This window comes from Micromonospora sp. SYSU B005 (assembly GCF_055362685.1).
In genome coordinates this window covers 106,364-127,784 of the sequence record NZ_JAXCFU010000006.1, presented here as the reverse complement: position 1 = coordinate 127,784, position 21,421 = coordinate 106,364, and the positions used below count along the sequence as shown (strand labels likewise).

The 21,421-nt window shown below is 74.3% G+C and carries 23 protein-coding genes; 17 read left to right on the top strand and 6 right to left on the bottom strand.

Annotation, left to right across the window (positions count from 1 at the left end; genetic code table 11):
- Window positions 1–36 precede the first annotated feature (36 nt).
- From hisD to hisF, 12 genes are all read left to right on the top strand, one after another.
- Window positions 37–1,362 carry a histidinol dehydrogenase gene (gene hisD, locus SM452_RS16120; RefSeq protein ID WP_463840189.1) on the top strand — a complete coding sequence of 442 codons (1,326 nt, stop codon included), beginning with the start codon at window positions 37–39 and terminating at the stop codon, window positions 1,360–1,362.
- Window positions 1,359–2,432, top strand: coding sequence for a histidinol-phosphate transaminase (locus SM452_RS16115; protein WP_463840188.1), 1,074 nt, complete (start codon window positions 1,359–1,361; stop codon window positions 2,430–2,432). The genes hisD and SM452_RS16115 overlap by 4 nt, the downstream gene beginning before the upstream one ends.
- Window positions 2,429–3,040, top strand: a complete 612-nt coding sequence (hisB, locus tag SM452_RS16110; protein WP_262014609.1) for an imidazoleglycerol-phosphate dehydratase HisB — start codon at window positions 2,429–2,431, stop codon at window positions 3,038–3,040. Before SM452_RS16115 ends, hisB begins: the two co-directional genes overlap by 4 nt.
- A 58-nt stretch (window positions 3,041–3,098) precedes the next feature.
- Entirely contained in the window at window positions 3,099–3,266 is a 168-nt protein-coding gene (locus SM452_RS16105) for a hypothetical protein (protein ID WP_167796924.1), read from the top strand.
- A complete protein-coding gene (gene hisH, locus SM452_RS16100) occupies window positions 3,266–3,886 on the top strand; it encodes an imidazole glycerol phosphate synthase subunit HisH (RefSeq protein ID WP_262014610.1) in 621 nt (206 codons plus the stop codon). Before SM452_RS16105 ends, hisH begins: the two co-directional genes overlap by 1 nt.
- A 46-nt stretch (window positions 3,887–3,932) precedes the next feature.
- Window positions 3,933–4,253: a hypothetical protein gene (locus SM452_RS16095; RefSeq protein ID WP_262014611.1), complete on the top strand. Its 321-nt coding sequence runs from the start codon at window positions 3,933–3,935 to the stop codon at window positions 4,251–4,253.
- Between the two features lie 19 nt (window positions 4,254–4,272).
- Window positions 4,273–5,001, top strand: a complete 729-nt coding sequence (priA, locus tag SM452_RS16090; protein ID WP_018785235.1) for a bifunctional 1-(5-phosphoribosyl)-5-((5-phosphoribosylamino)methylideneamino)imidazole-4-carboxamide isomerase/phosphoribosylanthranilate isomerase PriA — start codon at window positions 4,273–4,275, stop codon at window positions 4,999–5,001.
- Window positions 4,998–5,414 (top strand): RidA family protein, encoded by a 417-nt coding sequence (locus SM452_RS16085; RefSeq protein WP_262014612.1) that lies wholly within the window; start codon window positions 4,998–5,000, stop codon window positions 5,412–5,414. Before priA ends, SM452_RS16085 begins: the two co-directional genes overlap by 4 nt.
- Window positions 5,415–5,497: 83 nt before the next feature.
- Window positions 5,498–5,944, top strand: a complete 447-nt coding sequence (locus tag SM452_RS16080) for a MarR family winged helix-turn-helix transcriptional regulator (RefSeq protein WP_262014613.1) — start codon at window positions 5,498–5,500, stop codon at window positions 5,942–5,944.
- A gap of 1 nt (window position 5,945) precedes the next feature.
- On the top strand, window positions 5,946–6,371 hold the full coding sequence (locus SM452_RS16075) for an organic hydroperoxide resistance protein (RefSeq protein WP_091045350.1): 426 nt from the start codon (window positions 5,946–5,948) through the stop codon (window positions 6,369–6,371).
- A complete protein-coding gene (locus SM452_RS16070; protein ID WP_355509017.1) occupies window positions 6,368–7,369 on the top strand; it encodes an NADP-dependent oxidoreductase in 1,002 nt (333 codons plus the stop codon). Before SM452_RS16075 ends, SM452_RS16070 begins: the two co-directional genes overlap by 4 nt.
- Before the next feature lie 86 nt (window positions 7,370–7,455).
- The gene (gene hisF, locus SM452_RS16065) at window positions 7,456–8,223 is read left to right on the top strand and encodes an imidazole glycerol phosphate synthase subunit HisF (protein ID WP_262014615.1); all 768 of its coding nucleotides are present in this window, start codon (window positions 7,456–7,458) and stop codon (window positions 8,221–8,223) included.
- 8 nt (window positions 8,224–8,231) lie between these two features.
- Here hisF and SM452_RS16060 read toward each other — a convergent pair whose 3' ends face one another.
- Window positions 8,232–8,693 (bottom strand): hypothetical protein, encoded by a 462-nt coding sequence (locus SM452_RS16060; protein ID WP_262014616.1) that lies wholly within the window; start codon window positions 8,691–8,693, stop codon window positions 8,232–8,234.
- Window positions 8,694–8,809: 116 nt separating this feature from the next.
- Window positions 8,810–9,445, bottom strand: coding sequence for a membrane protein YczE (gene yczE / locus SM452_RS16055; RefSeq protein WP_463840187.1), 636 nt, complete (start codon window positions 9,443–9,445; stop codon window positions 8,810–8,812).
- A 59-nt stretch (window positions 9,446–9,504) separates the two neighbouring features.
- On the opposite strand from yczE, the gene yczR reads away from it, so the two are divergent.
- Together yczR and SM452_RS16045 are read left to right on the top strand one after the other, a co-directional pair.
- A complete protein-coding gene (gene yczR, locus SM452_RS16050) occupies window positions 9,505–10,956 on the top strand; it encodes a MocR-like transcription factor YczR (RefSeq protein WP_262014618.1) in 1,452 nt (483 codons plus the stop codon).
- 72 nt (window positions 10,957–11,028) lie between these two features.
- Window positions 11,029–12,336: a low temperature requirement protein A gene (locus SM452_RS16045; protein WP_262014619.1), complete on the top strand. Its 1,308-nt coding sequence runs from the start codon at window positions 11,029–11,031 to the stop codon at window positions 12,334–12,336.
- 71 nt (window positions 12,337–12,407) lie between these two features.
- Here the strand turns inward: SM452_RS16045 and SM452_RS16040 are convergent, their stop codons facing one another.
- The 3 genes from SM452_RS16040 to SM452_RS16030 form a co-directional block, all read right to left on the bottom strand.
- A complete protein-coding gene (locus tag SM452_RS16040) occupies window positions 12,408–14,234 on the bottom strand; it encodes an AMP-dependent synthetase/ligase (RefSeq protein WP_463840186.1) in 1,827 nt (608 codons plus the stop codon).
- Between the two features lie 138 nt (window positions 14,235–14,372).
- Window positions 14,373–15,323 (bottom strand): terpene synthase family protein, encoded by a 951-nt coding sequence (locus tag SM452_RS16035; protein WP_463840185.1) that lies wholly within the window; start codon window positions 15,321–15,323, stop codon window positions 14,373–14,375.
- Window positions 15,324–15,451: 128 nt separating this feature from the next.
- Entirely contained in the window at window positions 15,452–16,081 is a 630-nt protein-coding gene (locus SM452_RS16030) for a TIGR03085 family metal-binding protein (RefSeq protein WP_262014622.1), read from the bottom strand.
- 191 nt (window positions 16,082–16,272) lie between these two features.
- Between SM452_RS16030 and SM452_RS16025 the strand changes: the two genes are divergently transcribed.
- Together SM452_RS16025 and SM452_RS16020 are read left to right on the top strand one after the other, a co-directional pair.
- Complete coding sequence (locus tag SM452_RS16025) at window positions 16,273–18,147, top strand: ABC transporter ATP-binding protein (RefSeq protein ID WP_463840184.1); 1,875 nt, start codon at window positions 16,273–16,275, stop codon at window positions 18,145–18,147.
- A gap of 55 nt (window positions 18,148–18,202) precedes the next feature.
- Window positions 18,203–19,993, top strand: a complete 1,791-nt coding sequence (locus SM452_RS16020) for an ABC transporter ATP-binding protein (protein WP_355509028.1) — start codon at window positions 18,203–18,205, stop codon at window positions 19,991–19,993.
- A gap of 4 nt (window positions 19,994–19,997) precedes the next feature.
- On the opposite strand, the gene rpsD is transcribed toward SM452_RS16020, so the two are convergent.
- Entirely contained in the window at window positions 19,998–20,606 is a 609-nt protein-coding gene (gene rpsD, locus SM452_RS16015; RefSeq protein WP_262014625.1) for a 30S ribosomal protein S4, read from the bottom strand.
- A 67-nt stretch (window positions 20,607–20,673) separates the two neighbouring features.
- Here rpsD and SM452_RS16010 point away from each other — a divergent pair, with 67 nt between their 5' ends.
- On the top strand, window positions 20,674–21,405 hold the full coding sequence (locus SM452_RS16010) for a DUF2470 domain-containing protein (protein ID WP_355509030.1): 732 nt from the start codon (window positions 20,674–20,676) through the stop codon (window positions 21,403–21,405).
- The last annotated feature ends 16 nt before the right edge of the window (window positions 21,406–21,421 follow it).

Genomic DNA, 21,421 nt, shown 5'->3' with positions numbered 1-21,421 from the left:
GGCCGGTGACACCGGCGGCGGCCTAGACTCGCAGGCGTGCTGAATCGGATCGACCTGCGCGGCGGGACCCGTGACCCGCGCCGCCTGCTGCCCCGTGCCCAGCTCGACGTCTCCGTGGCGGTCGAGCGGATCCGCCCGCTCGTGGAGGCGGTCCGGGACCATGGGTACCCGGCGATCCGGGAGGCGAGCGAACGGTTCGACGGCGTCTCGCCGGAGCGGCTGCGGGTGCCGGTCGAGACGATCCGCGCCGCCGAGGGCGAGCTGGACCCGCAGGTCCGCGCCGCGCTGCTGGAGTCGATCACCCGGGCCCGCAAGGTCCACGCCGACCAGCGGCGTACCGACCACACCACGACTGTGGTGCCGGGTGGCACGGTGACCGAGCGGTGGGTGCCTGTCGACCGGGTCGGTCTGTACGTCCCCGGCGGCCTGGCCATGTACCCGTCGACGGTGGTGATGAACGTGGTCCCGGCCCAGGCGGCCGGGGTGCGCTCGCTGGTGGTGGTGAGCCCGCCGCAGAAGGACAACGACGGCCTGCCCGACCGCCGGGTCCTCGCGGCCTGCGCGCTGCTCGGCGTGGACGAGGTGTACGCGGTCGGCGGCGCCCAGGCGGTCGCCATGCTCGCGTACGGCGCGGGCGTCGACCCGGCCGGCGACGAACGCTGCGAGCCGGTCAACATGATCACCGGCCCGGGCAACATCTGGGTCACCGCCGCGAAGCGGCTGCTGCGCGGCGTGGTCGGCATCGACGCCGAGGCCGGCCCGACCGAGATCGCGATCCTGGCCGACGACACCGCCGACCCGGCGCACGTCGCCGCCGACCTGATCAGCCAGGCCGAGCACGACCCGCTCGCCGCGAGCGTGCTCGTCACCCCGTCCACCGCGCTGGCCGACGCGGTCGACGCGGAGCTGGCGCGGCAGGCGCCGGCGGCCAAGCACGCCGAGCGGATCGGCACCGCGCTGCGCGGCGAGCAGAGCGGCGTGGTCCTGGTCGACGACCTGGAGGCCGGGCTGCGGGTGGTCGACGCGTACGCGGCCGAGCACCTGGAGATCCAGACCGAGAACGCCCGCGAGTGGGCGCTGCGGGTCCGCAACGCCGGGGCGGTGTTCGTGGGCGCCTGGTCGCCGGTGTCGCTCGGCGACTACTGCGCGGGCTCCAACCACGTGCTGCCCACCGGCGGCTGCGCGCGGCACTCCTCCGGGCTGTCCGTGCAGTCGTTCCTGCGCGGCGTGCACCTGGTCGAATACACGCGGGACGCGCTGCGCGAGGTGGCGCCGCACGTGGTCACCCTGGCGACCGTGGAGGACCTGCCCGCGCACGGCCAGGCGGTCAGCGTCCGGTTCGGCGAGGGCGGCGCGTCGTGACCACGCTCGACGACCTGCCGATCCGCGACGATCTGCGCGGACGGACGCCGTACGGGGCGCCGCAGCTCGACGTGCCGGTGCGGCTGAACACCAACGAGAACTCCTACCCGGTGCCCGAGCCGGTGGTGGAGGCGATCGGCAAGGCGGTCGCCGCCGAGCTGCGCGACCTCAACCGCTACCCGGACCGGGACGCGGTGGCGCTGCGCGCCGACCTGGCCGCGTACCTCGGGCACGGGCTCACCGCCGACCACGTGTGGGCGGCGAACGGCTCCAACGAGATCCAGCAGCAACTGCTCCAGGCGTTCGGCGGTCCCGGGCGCACCGCGCTCGGCTTCACGCCGGCGTACTCGATGCACCCGCTGCTGGCGCTCGGCACCGGCACCCGGTGGGTGCCCGCCCGCCGCGGCGCGGACTTCGGGCTCACCGCCGGCGAGGCGGTGGCCCAGGTCCGCGAGCACCGGCCGGACGTGGTGTTCCTCTGCTCGCCGAACAACCCGACCGGTACCGCGCTCGACCCGGCCGTGGTCGCCGCAGTGCTGGACGAGGCACCCGGCATGGTGGTCGTGGACGAGGCGTACGCCGAGTTCGCCCGGCCCGGCACGGTGAGCGCGCTGGCGGTGCTCCCGGGCCACCCGCGGCTGGTGGTGACCCGCACCATGAGCAAGGCGTTCGGGTTCGCCGGCGGCCGGCTCGGCTACCTGGCCGCCGACCCGGCGGTGGTGGACGCGGTGCAGCTGGTCCGGCTGCCGTACCACCTGTCCGCGCTCACCCAGGCCGCGGCCCGCGCGGCGCTGGCGCACCGGGACGCCCTGCTCGGCACCGTGGCCGCGATCATGCGGCAGCGGGACCGGATCGTCGCCGAACTGCGCGCCCGGGGCCACCGGGTGGCCGACAGCGACGCCAACTTCGTGCTGTTCGCCGTCGAGGGGGACCAGGCGGTGGCCTGGCGTACCCTGCTCGATGCCGGCGTGCTGGTGCGCGACGTCGGCCTGCCCGGCTGGCTGCGCGTCACCGCCGGAACCCCGACCGAGACCGACGCCTTCCTCACCGCGATGGAGACAGTTTCATGAGCCGGATCGCCCGGATCGAGCGGGTCACAAACGAGACGAAGGTGCTCGTCGAGATCGACCTCGACGGCACCGGCAAGGCCGACATCGAGACCGGTGTCGGCTTCTACGACCACATGCTCAACCAGATCGCCCGGCACGGCGGCTTCGACCTGACCGTGCACACCGTCGGCGACCTGGAGATCGACGCGCACCACACGATGGAGGACACGGCGCTCGCGCTGGGCGCCGCGTTCGACCGGGCGCTGGGCGACAAGGCCGGCATCCGGCGGTACGGCTCGGCCACCGTCCCGATGGACGAGGTGCTGGTCCGGGCCGCCGTCGACCTGTCCGGCCGCCCGTACGTGGTGCACGACGAGCCGGCGCTGGCCCCGTACATCGGTCCGGTCTACCCGACCAGCATGACCCGGCACATCTGGGAGTCGTTCGGCCAGTCGGCCCGGATCACGCTGCACGTGGACGTGCTGCGCGCGGCCCGGCCCGGCGGTCACCCGGACGCCCACCACGTGGTCGAGGCGCAGTTCAAGGCCGTCTCCCGCGCGTTGCGCGAGGCCACCGCTGTCGACCCGCGTAACGCGGGCGTGGTGCCGTCCACGAAGGGTGCGCTCTGATGAGCGCGAGGAACGCAGCGCAGCGGAGTCCCGCAGTCGCGAATGAAGGGCGGCTCTGATGAAGGTGCTGCCCACTCTTCTGTTGATCGTGGCCGGCCTGCTGGTCGGCGGGACGTGGTCGCTGCTCAAGCAGGGCGCACCGCGCGCCGCCGTGGTGATCACCGGCCTGCTGGCCCTGCTGGCGACCGCCGCCGGCGTGCTCTGGCTGCTGCCGGGGGAGAGCTGATGGCACGGGTGGTGGTGCTCGACTACGGCTCGGGCAACCTGCGGTCGGCCGAGCGCGCGGTGGCGCGGGCCGGCGCCGACGTGACGGTCACCGACGACCTGGAGGCCGCCGCGTCCGCCGACGGCCTGGTGGTGCCGGGCGTGGGCGCGTTCGCCGCGTGCATGGCCGGGATCGAGGCGCTGGGCGCCGGGCCGGTCATCGCCGACCGGGTCGCCGCCGGGCGGCCGGTGCTGGGCATCTGCGTCGGCATGCAGATCCTCTTCGGGCACGGCGAGGAGCACGGCGTGGTCACCAAGGGGCTCGGGCTGCTGCCCGGCGGGGTGACCCGCCTGCCCGCGCGGCGGCTGCCGCACATGGGCTGGAACACCGTGCACCCGCCGGCCGGCTCGACGCTGTTCGCCGGGCTGCCCGAGGGCACCCGGTTCTACTTCGTCCACTCCTACGGGGTGACCGACCCGGCGGCGCTGGCCGAGGCGGGCGCCACGGTGACCACCGCGCACCACGGCGCGGACTTCGTCGCGGCGGTGGAGCGGGGGCCGCTCTCGGCGGCGCAGTTCCACCCGGAGAAGTCCGCCGACGCCGGTGCCGCGTTGCTGCGCAACTGGCTCGGCACGCTGTGACCGGACCGGTCCCGGGCACGCGGGCGGGGCGTCGGCGAGTGTCCGCGTGAGCAAGGAGCGGGCCCGCCGCCGCGCGGCGCGCGAGGCCGAGCAGGAGCGGGCGCGCGCCGTCCGCGCCCGCCGGGTGGCACGCCGGGAACGGCGTCGTTCCCTGGTACGCCGGTTGACGCCGTCGCTGCGGCGGGGGCGTACCGGCCGGCTGCGCCGGCACACGCGCCGCGAGCGGGCGACGATCCTGGTGCTCACCGCGGTGGCGGTGGTCGCCATCTGGGCTCTGGTGGACGACCTCGCGCTGCGGCTGGTGCTGGTCGTGTTGTTGTTGCTGGTCCTGCCCGCGATCGTGGTGATCGCGCTGGACCGTCGTTGAGGATCCGAGGAGAGAAGCGTTGAGCCTCACCCTGTTGCCCGCCGTGGACGTCGCCGACGGCCAGGCCGTCCGGCTCGTGCAGGGCGCCGCCGGTAGCGAGACCGCGTACGGCGACCCGCTGGACGCGGCCCTGGCCTGGCAGTCCGACGGCGCGGAGTGGATCCACCTGGTCGACCTGGACGCCGCGTTCGGGCGGGGCTCCAACGCCGCGCTGCTCGCCGAGGTGGTCGGCAAGCTGGACGTGAAGGTGGAACTGTCCGGCGGCATCCGCGACGACGAGTCGCTGCGGGCGGCGCTCGGCACCGGGGCGGCCCGGGTCAACATCGGCACCGCCGCGCTGGAGGACCCGCAGTGGTGCGACCGGATCTGCGGCGAGTACGGCGACCGGGTGGCGATCGGGTTGGACGTGCGCGGCCGTACCCTGTCGGCGCGTGGCTGGACCCGCGACGGCGGTGACCTGTACGAGGTGCTGGCCCGGCTCGACGCCGCCGGGGCGGCGCGGTACGTGGTCACCGACATCACCAAGGACGGCACCATGCGCGGGCCGAACCTGGACCTGCTGCGCGAGGTGTGCGCCCGCACCGACGCCCCGGTCATCGCCTCCGGCGGCGTGTCCACGCTTGACGACCTGCGGGCGCTGGCCACGCTGGAGCCGGTGGGGGTGGAGGGCGTGATCGCCGGTAAGGCGCTCTACGCGGGCGCGTTCACAGTCGCCGAGGCGCTGGCGACGCTGCGGGCCGGCGCGTGACGGCCGAGCCGTCCGCCGACGCCGGGGTGGTGACCCGGCTCGGCTCGGGCGGCCCGTGGGAGGCGCTGTACGGCTACTCGCGGGTGGTCCGGGCCGGTTCGCTGGCGATCACCGCCGGCTGCACCTCCACCGTGGACGGCCGGGTGGCGCACGCCGGTGACGCGGCGGCGCAGACCGCGCAGGCGATCCGGATCGGCCTGGACGCGCTGGCCGAGGTCGGCGCCGGGCCGGGGGACGTGGTGCGGACCCGGATGTACGTGACGGACCGGATCTTCGCCGACGAGGTGGGCCGGGCGCACAACGCGGTGTTCGGCCCGGTGCGTCCGGTCGCCACGATGGTGGTGGTGGCCGGGCTGATCGACCCGGATCTCCTGGTCGAGGTCGAGCTGGAGGCGTACCTCCCGGAGCGCTGACCGGTGCCCCGGGTGACCGGTGCCGCACCGCTCCACGGCCCGATAAGTTGTGCACAACTTAATTGCGAGCTACCGTTCTGGGCGTGACCGATGATCTGGTACTGCGCCGGCAGGTGTGCTTCGCGCTCTACGCGGCGTCGCGCGCCCTGACCGACGTCTACCGGCCCATCCTCGACGAGCACGGCCTGACCTACCCGCAGTACCTGGTGCTGCTGGTGCTCTGGGAGCGCGACGACGACGCCCCCACGGTCTCCGAGCTCGGCGCCGCGCTCCGGCTCGACTCCGGCACGCTCTCCCCGCTGCTCAAGCGGCTGGAGGCGGCCGGTCTGGTGGTGCGTACCCGATCGGCGGCGGATGAGCGCCGGGTCGAGGTGGGCCTCACCGACCGAGGCCGGGCGCTGCGGGAGCGGATGGGTGACGTGCCGCGCCGGGTGGCCACCGCCACCGGGCTCTCCGAGGACGAACTGGTCTTCCTCCACGGCATCCTCACCCGGGTCACCGAGACGATCCACCGACAGAAGGAGCAGTGACATGCAGGTGCTCTACACCGCCTCCGCCCGCGCCACCGGCGACGGCCGCGACGGTCACGTCCGGACCTCCGACGGCACGGTCGAGCTGGACCTCGCCGTACCGAAGGAGATGGGTGGCGCCGGCGGCGCGGCCAACCCGGAGCAGCTCTTCGCGGCCGGCTACGCGGCCTGCTTCCACTCCGCGCTGCGCGTGGTGGCCCGCCAGGCCAAGGCGGACGTCTCCGGCTCCGTCGTCGAGGCCGAGGTGGGCATCGGCCCGAACGGCAGCGGCGGTTACGGCCTGGCCGTGACGCTCGTGGTGGACCTGCCCGCGGTCGAGCGCGCCGCCGCCGAGCAGCTCGTCGACGCGGCCCACCAGGTCTGCCCCTACTCCAACGCGACCCGGGGCAACGTCGAGGTGACCCGCACGGTCCGCGAGGCCCGATGAGCGGGACGAACCGGGAGATCCATCTGGCGTCCCGGCCGCAGGGCTGGCCGACGCCGGAGAACTTCCGGCTGGTCACCACCGAGGTGCCGACGCCGGGCCCGGGACAGGTAGTGGTCCGCAACCGGTTCATGTCCGTCGACCCGTACATGCGCGGGCGGATGAACGACGTCAAGTCGTACGTGCCGCCGTTCGCGCTCGACGCCCCGCTGGACGGCGGCGCGATCGGTGAGGTCGTGGCCGGCGAGGCCGGCGGCGTCAAGCCCGGCGACACCGTGCTGCACGGGCTCGGCTGGCGCGAGTACGCGCTGGTGGACGCCCGGGGCGTGCGCAAGGTCGACCCCGACCTGGCGCCGGTCACCGCCTACCTGGGCGTGCTCGGCATGACCGGCCTGACCGCGTACGCCGGGCTGCTGGACGTGGCGGCGATGAAGCCGGGGGAGACCGTGTTCGTCTCCGGCGCGGCCGGCGCGGTGGGCAGCATGGTCGGCCAGATCGCGAAGCTGCGCGGTGCCGGCCGGGTGATCGGCAGCGCCGGTTCCGCGGCGAAGGTGGAACGGCTCACCGCGCTGGGCTTCGACGCCGCCTTCGACTACCACGACGGCCCGGTGTACAAGCAGCTCAAGGCCGCCGCCCCGGACGGCGTCGACGTGTACTTCGACAACGTCGGCGGTGACCACCTGGAAGCCGCGATCGGGGCGATGAACCTGCACGGCCGGGCCGCCATCTGCGGCATGATCGCGCAGTACAACGCCACCGAGCCGCCCGCCGCGCCGCGCAACCTGGCGCTGGTGATCGGCAAGCGGCTGACGCTGCGCGGCTTCCTCGTCGGTGACCACGGTCACCTGCGGGAGCAGTTCGTGCAGGAGGTGGCGGGCTGGCTGCGCGAGGGCCGGCTGTCGTACGACGAGACGATCGTCGACGGCATCGAGCAGGCCCCGGAGGCGTTCCTCGGCCTGCTGCGCGGCGAGAACCTCGGCAAGATGCTGGTCCGTCTCTGACCGGCGCGAACGCGCACCACAGCGGGCGGTGGTGACCGGCCTCACCGGCGGGTCACCACCGCCCGCGCGTTCGTTAGGCTCGGGGCATGACGGTGGCGGTACGGGTCATCCCGTGTCTGGACGTGGACGCCGGGCGCGTGGTCAAGGGGGTCAACTTCCTCGACCTGCGCGACGCCGGCGACCCGGTGGAACTGGCGGCGGCGTACGACCGGGCCGGGGCGGACGAGCTGACCTTCCTCGACGTCACCGCCTCGTCCAGCGACCGGGGCACCATGCTCGACGTGGTGCGGCGCACCGCCGAGTCGGTCTTCATCCCGCTCACCGTCGGCGGCGGCGTCCGCCGGGTCGCCGACGTCGACACGCTGCTGCGCGCCGGGGCGGACAAGGTCGGCGTGAACACCGCGGCCATCGCCCGGCCGGAGCTGATCGCCGAGATCGCCGACCGGTTCGGCCGACAGGTCCTGGTGCTCTCGCTCGACGTGCGCCGCGCCCCGGACGGCACGACCTCGAGCGGCTTCGAGGTGACCACGCACGGCGGCCGGCGGGGCACCGGGCTGGACGCGGTCGAGTGGGCGGCGCGCGGCGCCGAGCTGGGCGCGGGCGAGATCCTGCTCAACTCGATGGACGCCGACGGCACCAAGGCCGGGTTCGACCTGCCGCTGATCCAGGCGGTCCGCGAGGTGGTCGACGTGCCGGTGATCGCCAGCGGCGGCGCGGGCGCTGTGGCCCACTTCCCGCCGGCCGTCGGCGCCGGGGCGGACGCGGTGCTCGCGGCGAGCGTCTTCCACTTCGGCGAACTGACGGTCGGCGAGGTCAAGGACGCGTTGCGCGGCGCCGGGCACCCGGTGCGCTGAGCCGGCGCTCACGGCCGGCCGGCGTGCCCCTCGGGGGATCGGCGCGGCATCGGGATCGACCGGACCACGTACTCCTGCACGGCGGCGGCGTGGTCGTCCTCGGCGAGCTGCCACTCGGACTCGGCGGGCGGGTGCCGCCGGGTCAGTACGCCCTGCACGGTGTCTACTGTGGTGCCGAGCCCGGCGCTGGGCCGGGTGCGCCAGAGCCGTTCACCGTCCGGGGTGACCCGGAACCAGCCGTCGGCGACGCTGACCAGGCCCGCCCCGACCAGCCGCCGGACCGCGCCCTCCACCTCGTGCCGTTCCGGGATGGCCTGGTTGAGGTGGTCGGCGGTGGAGAGGACGTCGGCCAGCCGTACGCCTTCGGGGCGACGTGTCGCGGCGGCCCGCCGGTGCCGGCCGGCGCCACTGGCGATGACAAGCGCGACGAAGATCCAGGCGTCGCTCCAACGCCATCCGTTCTCCCCCATGCAGGAATGATGCCCGGCCGCGACGGCGGAGGAAACACCTGGTTTCCCTGTTGTGCGTCGTCGCAGCTCAGCGCGTTGCGGATCGGACCGGTCCGTGGCGGTCGGCCCGACTGTGCTCACGTAGCGTAGGCACCGGCCGCCGGCCGTGCGGGCAGTGCGAAGACCGGGATGAAGAACTGGGCCAGCGGGCCGATGGTCAGCGCGTACGCCACGGTGCCGAGGCCGACGGTGCCGCCGAGCAGCCAGCCGAGCGCCAGCACGGTGACCTCGATGACGGTGCGGACCAGCCGGACCGAGAACCGGGGGTGGCGGGCGACGAAGCCGGTCATCAGCCCGTCGCGCGGGCCGGGGCCGAGCCCGGCGCCGAGGTAGAGGCCGGTGGCGGCCCCGTTGGCGACGATCCCGGCGACGAGCAGCGCGACCCGGGCCGGCATGTCCTCCCCGGGCGGCAGCACGGCCAGTGTGGCGTCGACGACCAGTCCGATCACCACGACGTTGCTGACCGTGCCGAGGCCGGGCCGCTGCCGCAGCGGGATCCAGAGCAGCAGCACGAGGGCGCCGACGGCGATGGTGACGGTGCCGAAGGACAGGCCGGTCTGCCGGGCCAGCCCCTGGTGGAACACGTCCCACGGGTCCAGTCCCAGCTCCGAGCGGATCATCAGCGCCATGCTCACGCCGTAGAGGACCAGCCCGGCGTAGAGCTGGGTGAGCCGTCGCGCCGGCCGGTGCCGGAGATTGCCAAGCTGTGCCATGCATGCCACCCTAGGGGCCAATCGCGGTCGTCAAGCGTGCCAATTTCGGGGGTGTGGCTATGACCAGTCAGGTGCGCGGTGTCCAATTGGCGCGGCTCCTCGGCCAGTGGCATGCCCTGCCGGGCCGCCGGCGCAGCCCCGACTACGCCGCGCTCGCCGGCGCCGTCCGCGGCTTGCTCGCCGACGGGCGGCTCCCACTCGGGGTACGCCTGCCGGCCGAGCGGGAGCTGGCCGAGGCGCTGCGGATCAGCCGGACCACTGTCACCGCCGCGTACCGGGAACTGCGGGAGAGCGGCCACCTGGCCAGCCGCCGCGGCGCGGGGAGCTGGACCATGCTGCCCGGCGGGCACCGGGTGGCCAGCACCGGGCTGTGGACGCCGCTCGACGACCGCGACATGATCGACCTCGGCGTGGCCGCGCTGTCCGCGCCCCCGCAGCTCGTCCCGGCCGCCCGGGCCGCGGCCGAGGACCTGCCCCGCTACCTTGGCGGCGCCGGCTACCACCCGACCGGCATCATCGAGCTGCGGGAGGCGGTGGCCCGCGCGTACACCGACCGGGGACTGCCCACCAGCCCGGAGCAGATCATGGTCACCAGCGGCACCCAGCACGCGCTGGACCTGGTGCTGCGGCTGGCCCTGTCGCCCGGCGGCGGCGTGCTCGTCGAGTCGCCCACCTACCCCAACGCGCTGGCCGCGCTGTCCGCCCGCCGGGCCCGGATCGCCACCCACGGCCTGTCCGACGAGGGCTGGGACGCCGAACTGCTGCTCGGCAGCCTCCGGCAGACCCGGCCGAAGCTCGCGTACGTGATCCCCGAGTTCCAGAACCCGACCGGCCACCTGATGGCCGCCGACCTGCGCGAGCGGCTGGTCGGCACGGCCCACGCGGCCGGCACCGACCTGGTGGTCGACGAGTCCTTCGTCGACCTGCCGCTGGACGACACCACGTTGCCGCCGCCGGTGGCCGTCTTCGACAGGCACTCCCGGGTGATCAGCATCGGCGGCATGAGCAAGCCCTACTGGGGCGGGCTGCGGATCGGCTGGGTCCGCGCCTCCGCGCCCCAGGTGCAGCGGCTGGCCGCGGCCCGGGTCGGGGTGGACATGGCCAGCCCGGTGCTCGACCAGCTCGTCGCCGTGCACCTGCTCACCGAGGCGCCGGCCATCGTGGCGGCCCGCCGGGCCCAGCTCGTCGCCCAGCGGGACGCCCTGGTCGCCGCGCTCGCCGACCGGCTGCCCGACTGGCGGGTACGGGTACCCGGCGGCGGCGTCACGCTCTGGGCGGAGCTCGACGGGCCGATCTCCAGCGCGCTGGCCCGGGCGGCCGAGGAGGTCGGCGTACGGCTGGCGCCCGGACCGCGGTTCGGCCTGGACGGGACGCTGGAGCGCTTCCTGCGTCTGCCCTTCACCCTGCCCGCCGAGGAACTGGTGGAGGCGGTCGGGCGGCTCGCCGCGGTCCGCTACGACCTGGACCGCACCAGCCGCCCGCAGTGGCGGGAGCCCAGCGTCATCGCCTGACCGCCCGCCCGATCCGGTGGTGAACCGCCCGAACCCCGGCTCCGGGCGGGCCGCTGCCCGCAGACTGCCCGGGTGGGAGACGGGGACGCGGTCCGGTGGTCGTGGGCGGTGCGCCGCAGCGCGCCGGGCTCCCGGACCACCCGGCTGGAGCTCTTCTACGACCTGGTCTTCGTCTTCGCGTTCCTGAGCGTCACCACGCTCACCGCCTCGGTGCTCACGCCGGTCAACCTCTACCGCTTCCTGCTGGTGCTGGCGTTGCTCTGGTGGTCGTGGACCGGCTTCGCGCGGATGGGCAACGCGTTCCGCGCCGACCAGGGGGTGCTGCCGCTGGTCGGCGTCGTCACCGTGGCGGCGACGTTCCTGCTCGTGCTCAGCACACCCAGCGCGTTCGCCAACCGCGGCGGCTTGCTGCCCGGGCCGCTCGTCTTCGCCGGGTGCTACTTCGTGATCCGGACCGCCCAGCTCACCGTCTTCGCCTGGGCCGACCGTGCCGACCCGGCCCGGCGCCGGGGACTGCGGATCCGTTTCCTGGCCCCGACCGTGGCCACGGCGCTGCTCGTCGTCGCCGGGACCCTGCCCGGGCGGCTGCCGCAGGAGCGGCTCGCGGTGTGGCTGCAACTGGCGCTCTGGACGCTGGCGCTGCTCGTCGAATACCTCTCCGGGGCGATCCTGGGCCGGCAGTGGTGGGTGGTCGTCTCGGCCGGGCACTGGGCGGAACGGCACGCGCTGATCGTGCTCGTCGCGCTCGGCGAGTCGCTCATCGCGCTCGGGCTCGGCCCGAAGCGCGGGCTGCCGCTCACCGGGCCGGTCGCGGTCGCCGCGCTGCTCGGCGTGGTGATCGTGGCGACGCTGTGGTGGGCGTACTTCGACACGCTGGCGTTCGCGCTGGAACAGGCCCTGCACCAGGCCCGGGACCGGGCCGCGCGGCTGCGGCTGGCCCGTACCGTCTACACGTTCCTGCACCTGCCGATGGTCGCCGGGATCATCCTCTTCGCCCTCGGCCTCAAGGACCTGCTGGCCGAGGCCACCTCACCGGCGACGCCCGCGTGGGGCCCGCCGCTGGGCGCCTTCTGGGCCGGGATCCTGTTCGGCGGGGTCGGACTCTACCTGCTCAGCATCGCCGCGTGCTGGTGGCTGGCGGAGCGCCGGGTGCGGCCGCCGCTGCTGGTGACGGTGCTGCTGCTCGTCGCCGCCGTACCGGCCGTCGCCCTTCTCCACGAGCTGAACGCGCTCGTCGTGCTGGCGGTGCTCACCGGCGCGGGCGTGGCCTGGGAGACCCGGGGCGAGAACGGGCGCCGGAGCCGCGTACGCCGGCTCGCGCTGGAGGAGCAGGTCGCCGCCGAGGCCGAGCAGAGCCACTGGCGGCAGCAGCACCTCTGACCGGCGCCGACGCGAACGGCCGTGCCCCGGGACGGTGGGGCACGGCCGGCGCGACCGTGTGGCGGTGCGGGCTACAGCTCGGCGAGCGTGCCCTCGTACATCTTGTCGATCTCGGAGGCGAAGTTCGTCTCCACGCTGCGGCGCTTGATCTTCAGCGACGGCGTGACCTCGCCGTCCTCGATGGTCAGGTCACGGGGGAGGATCGTCACCTTCTTGATCGTCTCCCAGCGGTTGAGCTTGGCGTTCAGCTCGGCCACGTACCCCTCGACCATCTCCCGTGCCTGCGGCGAGGTGACGATCGTGGTGTAGTCGCTGCCCTCCAACGGGGTGCCCGCGGCCCAGCCCTTGATCGCGTCCGGGTCCAGCGTGACGAGCATGGTGCAGTAGTTGCGGGCCTGCCCGATCACCACCGCCTGCGAGGTGTACGGGCACACCGCCTTGAACATGCCCTCGATGTGCGACGGCGCGACGTACTTGCCGCCGGAGGTCTTGACCAGGTCCTTCTTCCGGTCGGTGATGCGCAGGTAGCCGTCGGCGTCGAGCGTGCCGATGTCGCCGGTGCGGAAGAAGCCGTCCTCGGTGAACGCGGCGGCGGTCTCCTCGGGCAGGTTGTGGTAGCCGCGCATGACCGGCTTGCCGCGCAGCAGGACCTCACCGTCGGTGTCGATCCGGCACTCCAGGTCGCCCATGGCCCGGCCCACGCTGCCGATCTTCAGCCCGTCCGGCGGGTTCACGAACGCGCCGGCGCTGGTCTCGGTCAGGCCGTAGCCCTCGGAGATCGGCAGGTTGGCGGCGGCGAAGAAGGTGGCGATCTCCTTGCTCAGCGGCGCCGCGCCGGAGACCAGCACCCGCATCCGGCCGCCGAGCCGGGCCTGGAGCTTGCTGAACACGAGCTTCTCGGCCAGCGCGTACTTCATCCGCAGCCCGGCCGGGACCGGCTTGCCGGCCTGCTCCAGCGCGACCTTCTCCTTGCCGACCCCGACGCCCCAGGCGAAGATCTTGGCCTTGGCCCCGCCCGCGCCCTGCGCGGTGGTGACCGCCTTGTTGTAGACCTTCTCGAAGACCCGGGGTGCGCCGCACATGAGCGTCGGCTGCACCATACCGAGCAGGTCGACGAGCTTGTCCACCCGGCCGTCGACGTACGTGGGCAGGCCGACGTGGGTGGCGCCGCAGAGCAGCGTCTTGCCGAACGAGTGCGACAGCGGCAGCCACAGGTACTGCAGGTCGTCGACGCGCAGCAGGCCCAGCTCGGCCTGCGCCACGCCCTCCCAGCACCAGCCGCCGTGCAGCAGCTCCACGCCCTTCGGGCGGCCGGTGGTGCCCGAGGTGTAGATCAGCGTGGCCAGGTGGTCCGGGCCGATGCCGGCGACGAGCATGTCGATCAGGTCCGGCTCGGCGCTCAGCGCGGCGGCGCCGCGCTCCTCCAGCTCGGCCAGGGTGAGCTGCGGGACGGCCGCCGCCGGGTCGGGCGTGCCGTCGAAGAGCACGACGTGGGTCAGCGCGGGCAGGTCCGCCCCGGCGATCTTCGCCGCCTGGGCCGGGTTCTCCGCGAACAGCACCTTCGAGCCGGAGTCGGCGATGATGTAGACCGCGTCCTCGGGCTCGGTGGTGGGGTAGACGGTGGTGGTGGCACCGCCGGCGCACATGATGCCGAAGTCGGCGAGCACCCAGTCCAGGCGCGTGTTGGCCAGGATCGCGACCGGGTTCTCCAGGCCGACACCGAGCCCGTGCAACCCGGCGGCGATCGCCTTGGCGCGCTGCCCGACCTGCTCCCACGTCAGCCAGACCGGGCCCGAGTCGTCGGGTGCGGGGTGGGCGAAGGCGTGCCGGTCGGGGGAATCCGCCACGCGCTTGAGGAACATGTCGGGTACGGAACGGTACGGTACATCGAGAGCCATCGCTGTAGCCGCCTTCAGGGGTGGAGGGACGTGACGGGGGTCACGCCGGTCTGCGGTTACCGAAGGGTATTGCGTGCACCCGGCCAGCGGCTAGCCCCGATCGGCCGAGTCGCCGGCGGTCCCGCCTGCTGGAACCGGTCAGGCGTACCGGCCGGCCGCGCGAGACCAGTCGTACGTGGCCCGGATCCAGTCCCGGCGGGTGTCCAGGAAGACCCGCATCCCCTCGTCGGCCACCGCGCTCAGCGCCGCGTCCCGCTCCGCGTACGTGGCGAGGGCCTTGTTGAACCGGTCCGCCGCCGCGTACAGCGCCGACGTCTCGTCCTCACCGGTCTCGCCCGCGATCGTGGTGACCAGGTTGTGCGCCTCCGGGGCGGCGCCGCGCTCCTTGCCGTAGGAGAACAGGTCGTTGCACCAGCAGAGCAGGTCCGTGGCCAGCGCGTCCAGCGCGGTGAGCGCCGGCGCGACCCGCTGGTCGGCCCGGGGCGCGGACGGGCGGGCCAGGTCGGTCACCGTGAAGCTGGGGCGTACGCCGCCGGTGTGGCGGCGCATCTGCGTGTACTCGGCCACCCCCGGCACCCGGTGGCGCTCCCGGTTGGCGGCCTCCCAGAGCAGCGCAAGCAGGTACTCCCGCAACTGACTGACCAGGCGCAGCAGGTGAGCCGGCCGGCCCCGGTCGCGGGCCCGGCGGCACAGGTCGTGCAGCGCGAGGGCGATCGCACCGCCGTCGGTGGGTGCGGGCGCCTCCGGGTCGCCGTGCTGGTCGAGCACCGCCAGCAGCGCGGCAAGCGTGGGTGCCAGCAGCGTGGGCGTCGCGCCGAGCCCGTCGTCGTCGCAGGCGTCGTCCACCACGAACAGCCAGTTGATCAGGTCGGTGAGCATCCGCAGCCCGGGCGCCGACGCCTCGGGGCAGGCGCGTGCGGCCAGCTCCGCGGCGTGCGCGCCCTCCAGGCGCCGGCGCCCGGCCTGGTCCTTCACCAGGCCGAAGTCTCGTACCCAGGCGGCGCTCTCCGCGGCCGCCTGGTCGACGGCGGGGTGACGCCGGGAGGGAAAGGGCGGCTCGTGCAGTGCCGAGAGGGCGAAGTCGCGCATCGTCGTCCCCTGTCCGCCGCCCCGCGGGGTGGGGCTGCCGCGCAGGAGCGTACGGGAGTACGTAACCGTTATCGAAGTCGGTCCGTCCACTTTCCACAGTGTGCGAGCGGCCGGCTGCACACCCTCGGTCAGAGTCCCAGCTCGGCCGTGCGCAGGCGCTCGGCGCGGTCGGCCGGACCGTCCACCTGGACCCGGGCCACCCGCTGCCGGCCGGTGAGGAACAGCACCAGCTCGCCCGGCGCACCCACCACCCGCAGCCGTTCGCCGCCGGCGCCGGCCCGCAGTTCGCCGTACCCAGGGGCCTGCACCAGCACCTCGGCCGGGAACCGCCGCAGCGCCATCCGGGCCAGCAGGGACACCCGCTTCCACAGCACCGCCTGCTGCGCGGCCGGCAGGTCACGCGGGTGCCAGCCCGGGCGGGCGCGCCGCACGTCCTCGTGGTGGATGAAGAACTCCATCCCGTTCGCCAGCTCGTCGGTGAGCGGGTTGCTCACCGGGCTCCACACCGGGGGCCGGCGCACCCGGGCGATCAGGTCGGCGTACGGCCCGGCGGCGATCCGCCTGCGGACCGACTCGCCGTAGCCGCGCAGCGGCGGCAGCAGGATCCCGCCCGCCGCGTCCGGCCGGCGCTCCCGCACCAGCAGGTGCGCCGCCAGGTCACGGGTCGACCACCCCTCGTTCACAGTCGGTGCGTCCGGTCCCAGTTCCAGCATCAGGTCGGCGAGCGCCTCGCGCTCCGCTCGGGCGTACCGCGGCATGGCCCGATCGTAGGCCCGTCCCGGCCGATCGGCGCGCCACGCCCGGCACGGCGGCGGGCCGGAGTGTCCCGCCCCGGGGTCCGCCCAGGTCCGGCGCAACGTGACGGCGGACATATCCCGGCCGGGTCGGCGAAGCTGGCGGCGAGCGGTAAGGATGGGGGAGAAAACTGCGGCTTACGGCGGGGGAGAGCGTGGCGAGCGGGACAAGTCGGGACGTGCTCGGCAGGGGGCTACGGGTGCTCGGCCGGGCCATCCGGGAACAGCCACGGATCTTCGCGGTCGCGGTCAGCGGCAGCGTGCTGTTCGGCCTCCTGGTGATCGCGAGCGCGTACGTGGTCGGCGCGGTGGTCGGCGACGTGGTCGTGCCGGCCGTGGAGCGCGGCGAGGTGGCGAGCGGGGCGCTGGCGCTCGCCGCGGCGGCGCTGTTCGGCATCAGCGTGCTGCGGGTCGTCGGCATCTTCGGCCGCCGGCTCGGCGCCGGTTACATGCAGTACCGGCTCCAGGCCGCCTACCGCCGCCGGGTCACCCGCCGCTACCTGGACCTGCCGCTCTCCTGGCACCACCGCAACTCCACCGGCACGCTGCTGTCCAACGCCAACTCCGACGTGGAGGCGGCCTGGTACCCGATCGCGCCACTGCCGTTCGCGGTCGGCACGCTGGTGATGCTCGTCGGCGCGGTGGCCTCGCTGTTCTTCACCGACTGGGCGCTGGCCCTGGTCGGCCTCGCGGTGTTCCCCGCGCTGTTCGCGCTCAACGTCGTCTACTCCCGCCGGATGGCGCCCCGGCAGGCCCGGGCGCAGCGGCTGCGGGCCGAGGTCAGCGGCATCGCGCACGAGAGCTTCGACGGCGCGCTGGTGGTCAAGACGATGGGCCGCGAGGCCCAGGAGACGGCCCGCTTCGCGTCCCGCGCCGGTGAACTGCGCGACGCGCTGATCTCGGTCGGCCGGCTGCGCGGCGTGTTCGACCCGATGCTGGAGACGCTGCCCAGCCTCGGCACGCTCGCCGTGCTGGTGGTCGGCGCGATCCGGTACCGGCAGGGCGCGATCAGCGTGACCGAGCTGGTCAGCGTCGCGTTCCTGTTCACCGTGCTGGCCTTCCCGGTACGCGCCATCGGCTGGGTGCTGGCCGAACTGCCGCGCAGCGTCGCCGGCTGGGACCGGGTCCGCCGGGTGCTCGACGCGACAGGCGAGATGCCGTACGGCACGAGGACACTCGACCCGGCCACCCGCGAGCCGGCCACGCTCGGCTTCGACGACGTGCACTTCGCGTACGAGCCGGCCGAGGCGCACCTGCCCGGTGCCAAGGTGCTCGGCGAGGTGACGTTCACCGTGCCGGCCGGGAAGACGGTCGCGCTGGTCGGCCCCACCGGCGCGGGCAAGTCCACGATCGCCTCGCTCGCCGTGCGCCTGGTCGATCCGGGCGCCGGACGGGTCACGCTGGACGGCGTGGACGTGCGGGAGCTGACCGCCGCCTCGCTCGCCGGCAACGTGGCGCTGGTGGCGCAGGTGCCCTTCGTCTTCGACGACACGGTCCGGGCCAACATCGCGCTCGACCGGGCCGGCATCGGCGACGACGAGGTGTGGGCGGCGCTGCGGCTGGCCGAGGCGGACGGTTTCGTGGCCGCGCTGCCGGACGGGCTGGACACCATGGTCGGCGAGCGGGGCACGTCGCTGTCCGGCGGTCAGCGCCAGCGGCTCACGCTGGCCCGGGCGCTCGCCGGGCGGCCCCGGCTGCTGGTGCTCGACGACGCCACCAGCGCCGTCGACCCGCGGGTCGAGGCGGCCATCCTGGCCGGGCTGCGCGCGCCCACCGACGGCGGCGCCCCGGCGTCGATCCTGGTGGTGGCGTACCGCCGGGCCACCATCGCGCTCGCCGACGAGGTGATCTACGTGGAGCAGGGCCGGGTGGTCGCCCGCGGCACCCACACCGAGCTGCTGGCCACCGTGCCCGGCTACGCCGACCTGGTCACCGCGTACGAGCAGGCCGAGCAGGAACGCGAGCAGAATCGGACGTACGACGAGGCCACCCCGTTGACCTCGGGCCTGGAGATCGAGGTGGACCGGTGAGCGCGAGGAGTGCAGCGGAGCGGAGCCCCGCAGTCGCGAACGAACGGCGGGCCCGGTGAGCGCGACAACGGCGGAGGCGGACCGGAGCACCGAGGCCACCGAGTCGACCTGGCGGACGCTGCGGCGCGGCCTGGCGCTCTCCCCGGAGCTGCGCACCGGCCTCGCCGGCACGCTGGCGCTGGCACTGGTCTACATGATCGGCCGGGTCGCCGTGCCGGTGGCGGTGCAGCGCGGCATCGACCACGGCATCGTCGGCGGGCTCGACCTGAACGTCATCTCGCTCACCGTGGCGATCACCGCCGGGGTGCTGGTGGTCACCACCGCCTGCGGCTACCTGATGATGCGCCGCCTGTTCACGGTCAGCGAGACCGCGCTGGCCGGGGTGCGCACCCGGGCGTTCCGGCACGTGCACGACCTGTCCATGCTGCACCAGCAGTCCGAGCGGCGCGGCTCGCTCGTCTCCCGGGTCACCAGCGACGTCGACCAGATCACCCAGTTCCTCCAGTGGGGCGGCGTGATCCTGATCGTCAACCTGGGCCAGCTGCTGGTGACGACCGCCGTGATGCTCGCGTACTCCTGGCAGTTGACGCTCGTGGTGCTCGTCGCGTTCGCGCCCGCGGTGCTGGTGATCCGGCAGTTGCAGCGCCGCCTCGCCGGGGCGTACGGGCTGGTGCGGCAGCGCACCGGCACGCTGCTCGGCGCGATCGGCGAGAGCGTGGTGGGCGCGCCGGTGATCCGGGCGTACGGCATCGCCGGGCGCACCGCGCGGCGGCTGGACACGGCCATCGACGGGCAGCGGGTGGCCCAGCAGCGGGCCATCCGGATCAGCATCATGGGCAGCTCGGTGGGCGAACTGGCGGCCGGGCTGGCGCTGGCCGGCGTGGTCGTGGTCGGGGTCAGCCTGGGTGTCGACGGCACGCTGTCGATCGGCCAGCTCACCGCGTTCCTGTTCCTGGTCACGCTGTTCATCCAGCCGGTGCAGATCGCCACCGAGGTGCTCAACGAGGCGCAGAACGCGATCGCCGGCTGGCGCCGGGTGCTGGACGTGCTGGACGTCTCCCCGGACGTCGCCGACCCGGGCGAGCAGGGCCGGGAGCTGCCACCCGGGCCGCTGGACGCCCGGTTCGCCGGCGTGACGTTCGCCTACCCGGGCGGGCCGCCGGTGCTGCACGACGTGACGCTGGACATCCCGGCGAAGAGCCGGGTGGCGGTGGTGGGCGAGACCGGGAGCGGCAAGACCACGTTCGCCAAGCTGCTCACCCGCCTGATGGACCCGACCGAGGGCGCGGTGCTGCTCTCCGGCGTCGACCTGCGGCAGGTGCGCTTCGACTCGCTGCGCTCCCGGGTGGTCATGGTGCCGCAGGACGGCTTCCTGTTCGACGCCACGGTCGGGGAGAACGTCCGCTTCGCCCGCCCCGACCTGACCGACGAGCGGCTCACCGCCGCCTTCGCCGAGCTGGGCCTCTCCGACTGGCTGGACGGGCTGCCGTCCGGGCTGGACACGCCGGTCGGCGAGCGCGGGGAGGCGCTGAGCGTCGGCGAGCGGCAGCTCGTGGCGCTGGCCCGGGCGTACGTCGCGGACCCGGACCTGCTGGTGCTCGACGAGGCGACGAGTGCTGTCGACCCGGCCACCGAGGTCCGCCTGCAACGGACGCTCGACGCGGTGACCCGGGGCCGGACCACGCTCGCCATCGCGCACCGGCTGTCCACCGCGCAGGCGGCGGACGAGGTGATCGTGGTGGACCGGGGCCGGATCGTGCAGCGCGGCCCGCACGACGAGTTGGTCCGCGACGTCGACTCGGTGTACGCCCTGCTGTACGCCTCCTGGTTGGAACAGACCCGGTGACCGGTCAGCGGGAGTAGAACTCCACCACCAGCTGCTCGTCGCAGACCACCGGCACCTCGTGCCGGGCCGGTTCGCGTACCAGCGTGGCGCGCAGCTCGGCCGGCTGCGCCGACAGGTACGGCCGCGGCTGCGCGTCGGCGTGCGCCCCGGTGGCGGCGAGCTGGAACGGCGGCAGCGCGCGGCTGCGCTCGCGCACGCCGACCACCTGGCCGGGCCGCAGCCGGTACGACGGCCGGTCGACCTTGCGTCCGTCGACGGTGATGTGGCCGTGTGCGACGAGCTGGCGGGCCTGGTAGACGCTGCGCGCCAGCCCGGCCCGCAGCACCACCGCGTCGAGGCGCCGCTCCAGCAGCGCGACCAGCGTCTCGCCGGTCTTGCCGGAGCCCCGGGCGGCCTCGTCGAACAGGCGGCGCAGCTGGGCCTCGCTGACGTTGTACTGGTGGCGCAGCCGCTGCTTCTCCAGCAGCCGCACCTGGTAGTCGGAGGTGGTGCGGCGGGACCGGCCGTGCACGCCCGGGGGATAGGGGCGCCGCTCGAAGTACCGCACGCACTTGCGGGTCAGCGGGATTCCGAGGGCGCGGGAGAGCCGTGCCTTGGGCCGGGGGTGGTTCACGTCGACGTCTCCGATCGTCTAGCCTGCTTCTTAGGTAAGCCTAACCTATGTTGAGGAGGTCGGGATCATGCGGCCCAGCCCGGCGGAGATCGTGCGAACCCTTGTCGCGGGCCGGTTGCCCGCCCTCGTCCACCTGGCCCGGCACCCCGGCCCGCACCAGGTCCGGCACGCCGTCGACCCGGACGGGCGGGTGCTGCTGCTCGTACCCGTGGTCAGTGACCTCGCCGCGGCGCTCGTGCCGCCGGCGGGCGACGCCGACGTGGCCACCGTGCTCGACGTGCTCGACCTGCCGCCCGCGGCCGGGGCGCCCTCGCTCGGCCGGGCCTGGGTCTCCGGCTGGGCGACGCGGCTGGACGGCGACGAGGCCCGCGACGCGGCAGTCGACTTCGCCGCCACCGACCCGACCGGCGACCTGCTCGACGTGGGCAGCCGGTTCCACCTGCACCGCTTCGAGGTGGCCGAGGCCCGCTGGGAACGCGCCGGGCGCGTGCGCCGGGTCGACCCCGAGGCGTACGCGGAGGCCGAGCCGGACCCGCTGCACCCGGTCGAGGCCGACCTCCTGGCCGACCTGGCCGACCACCACGCCGAGCAGGTCGGCGACTACCTGCGGCGGCGGCTGGACCTGCCCGGCGACCAGATCCCGCGGGTGGTCCGGATCGACAGGTACGGCCTGCTGGTCGCGCACGGACGCCCCGGCGCGACCCGGCGGGCCCGGCTCGCCTTCCCCCGGCCGGTCGCCGACGTGGCGGAGCTGTCCCGCCTGCTGCACCCGATGCTCTGCCCCCGCGCCGCCGCCTGAGCCGGCCGACGCGCCC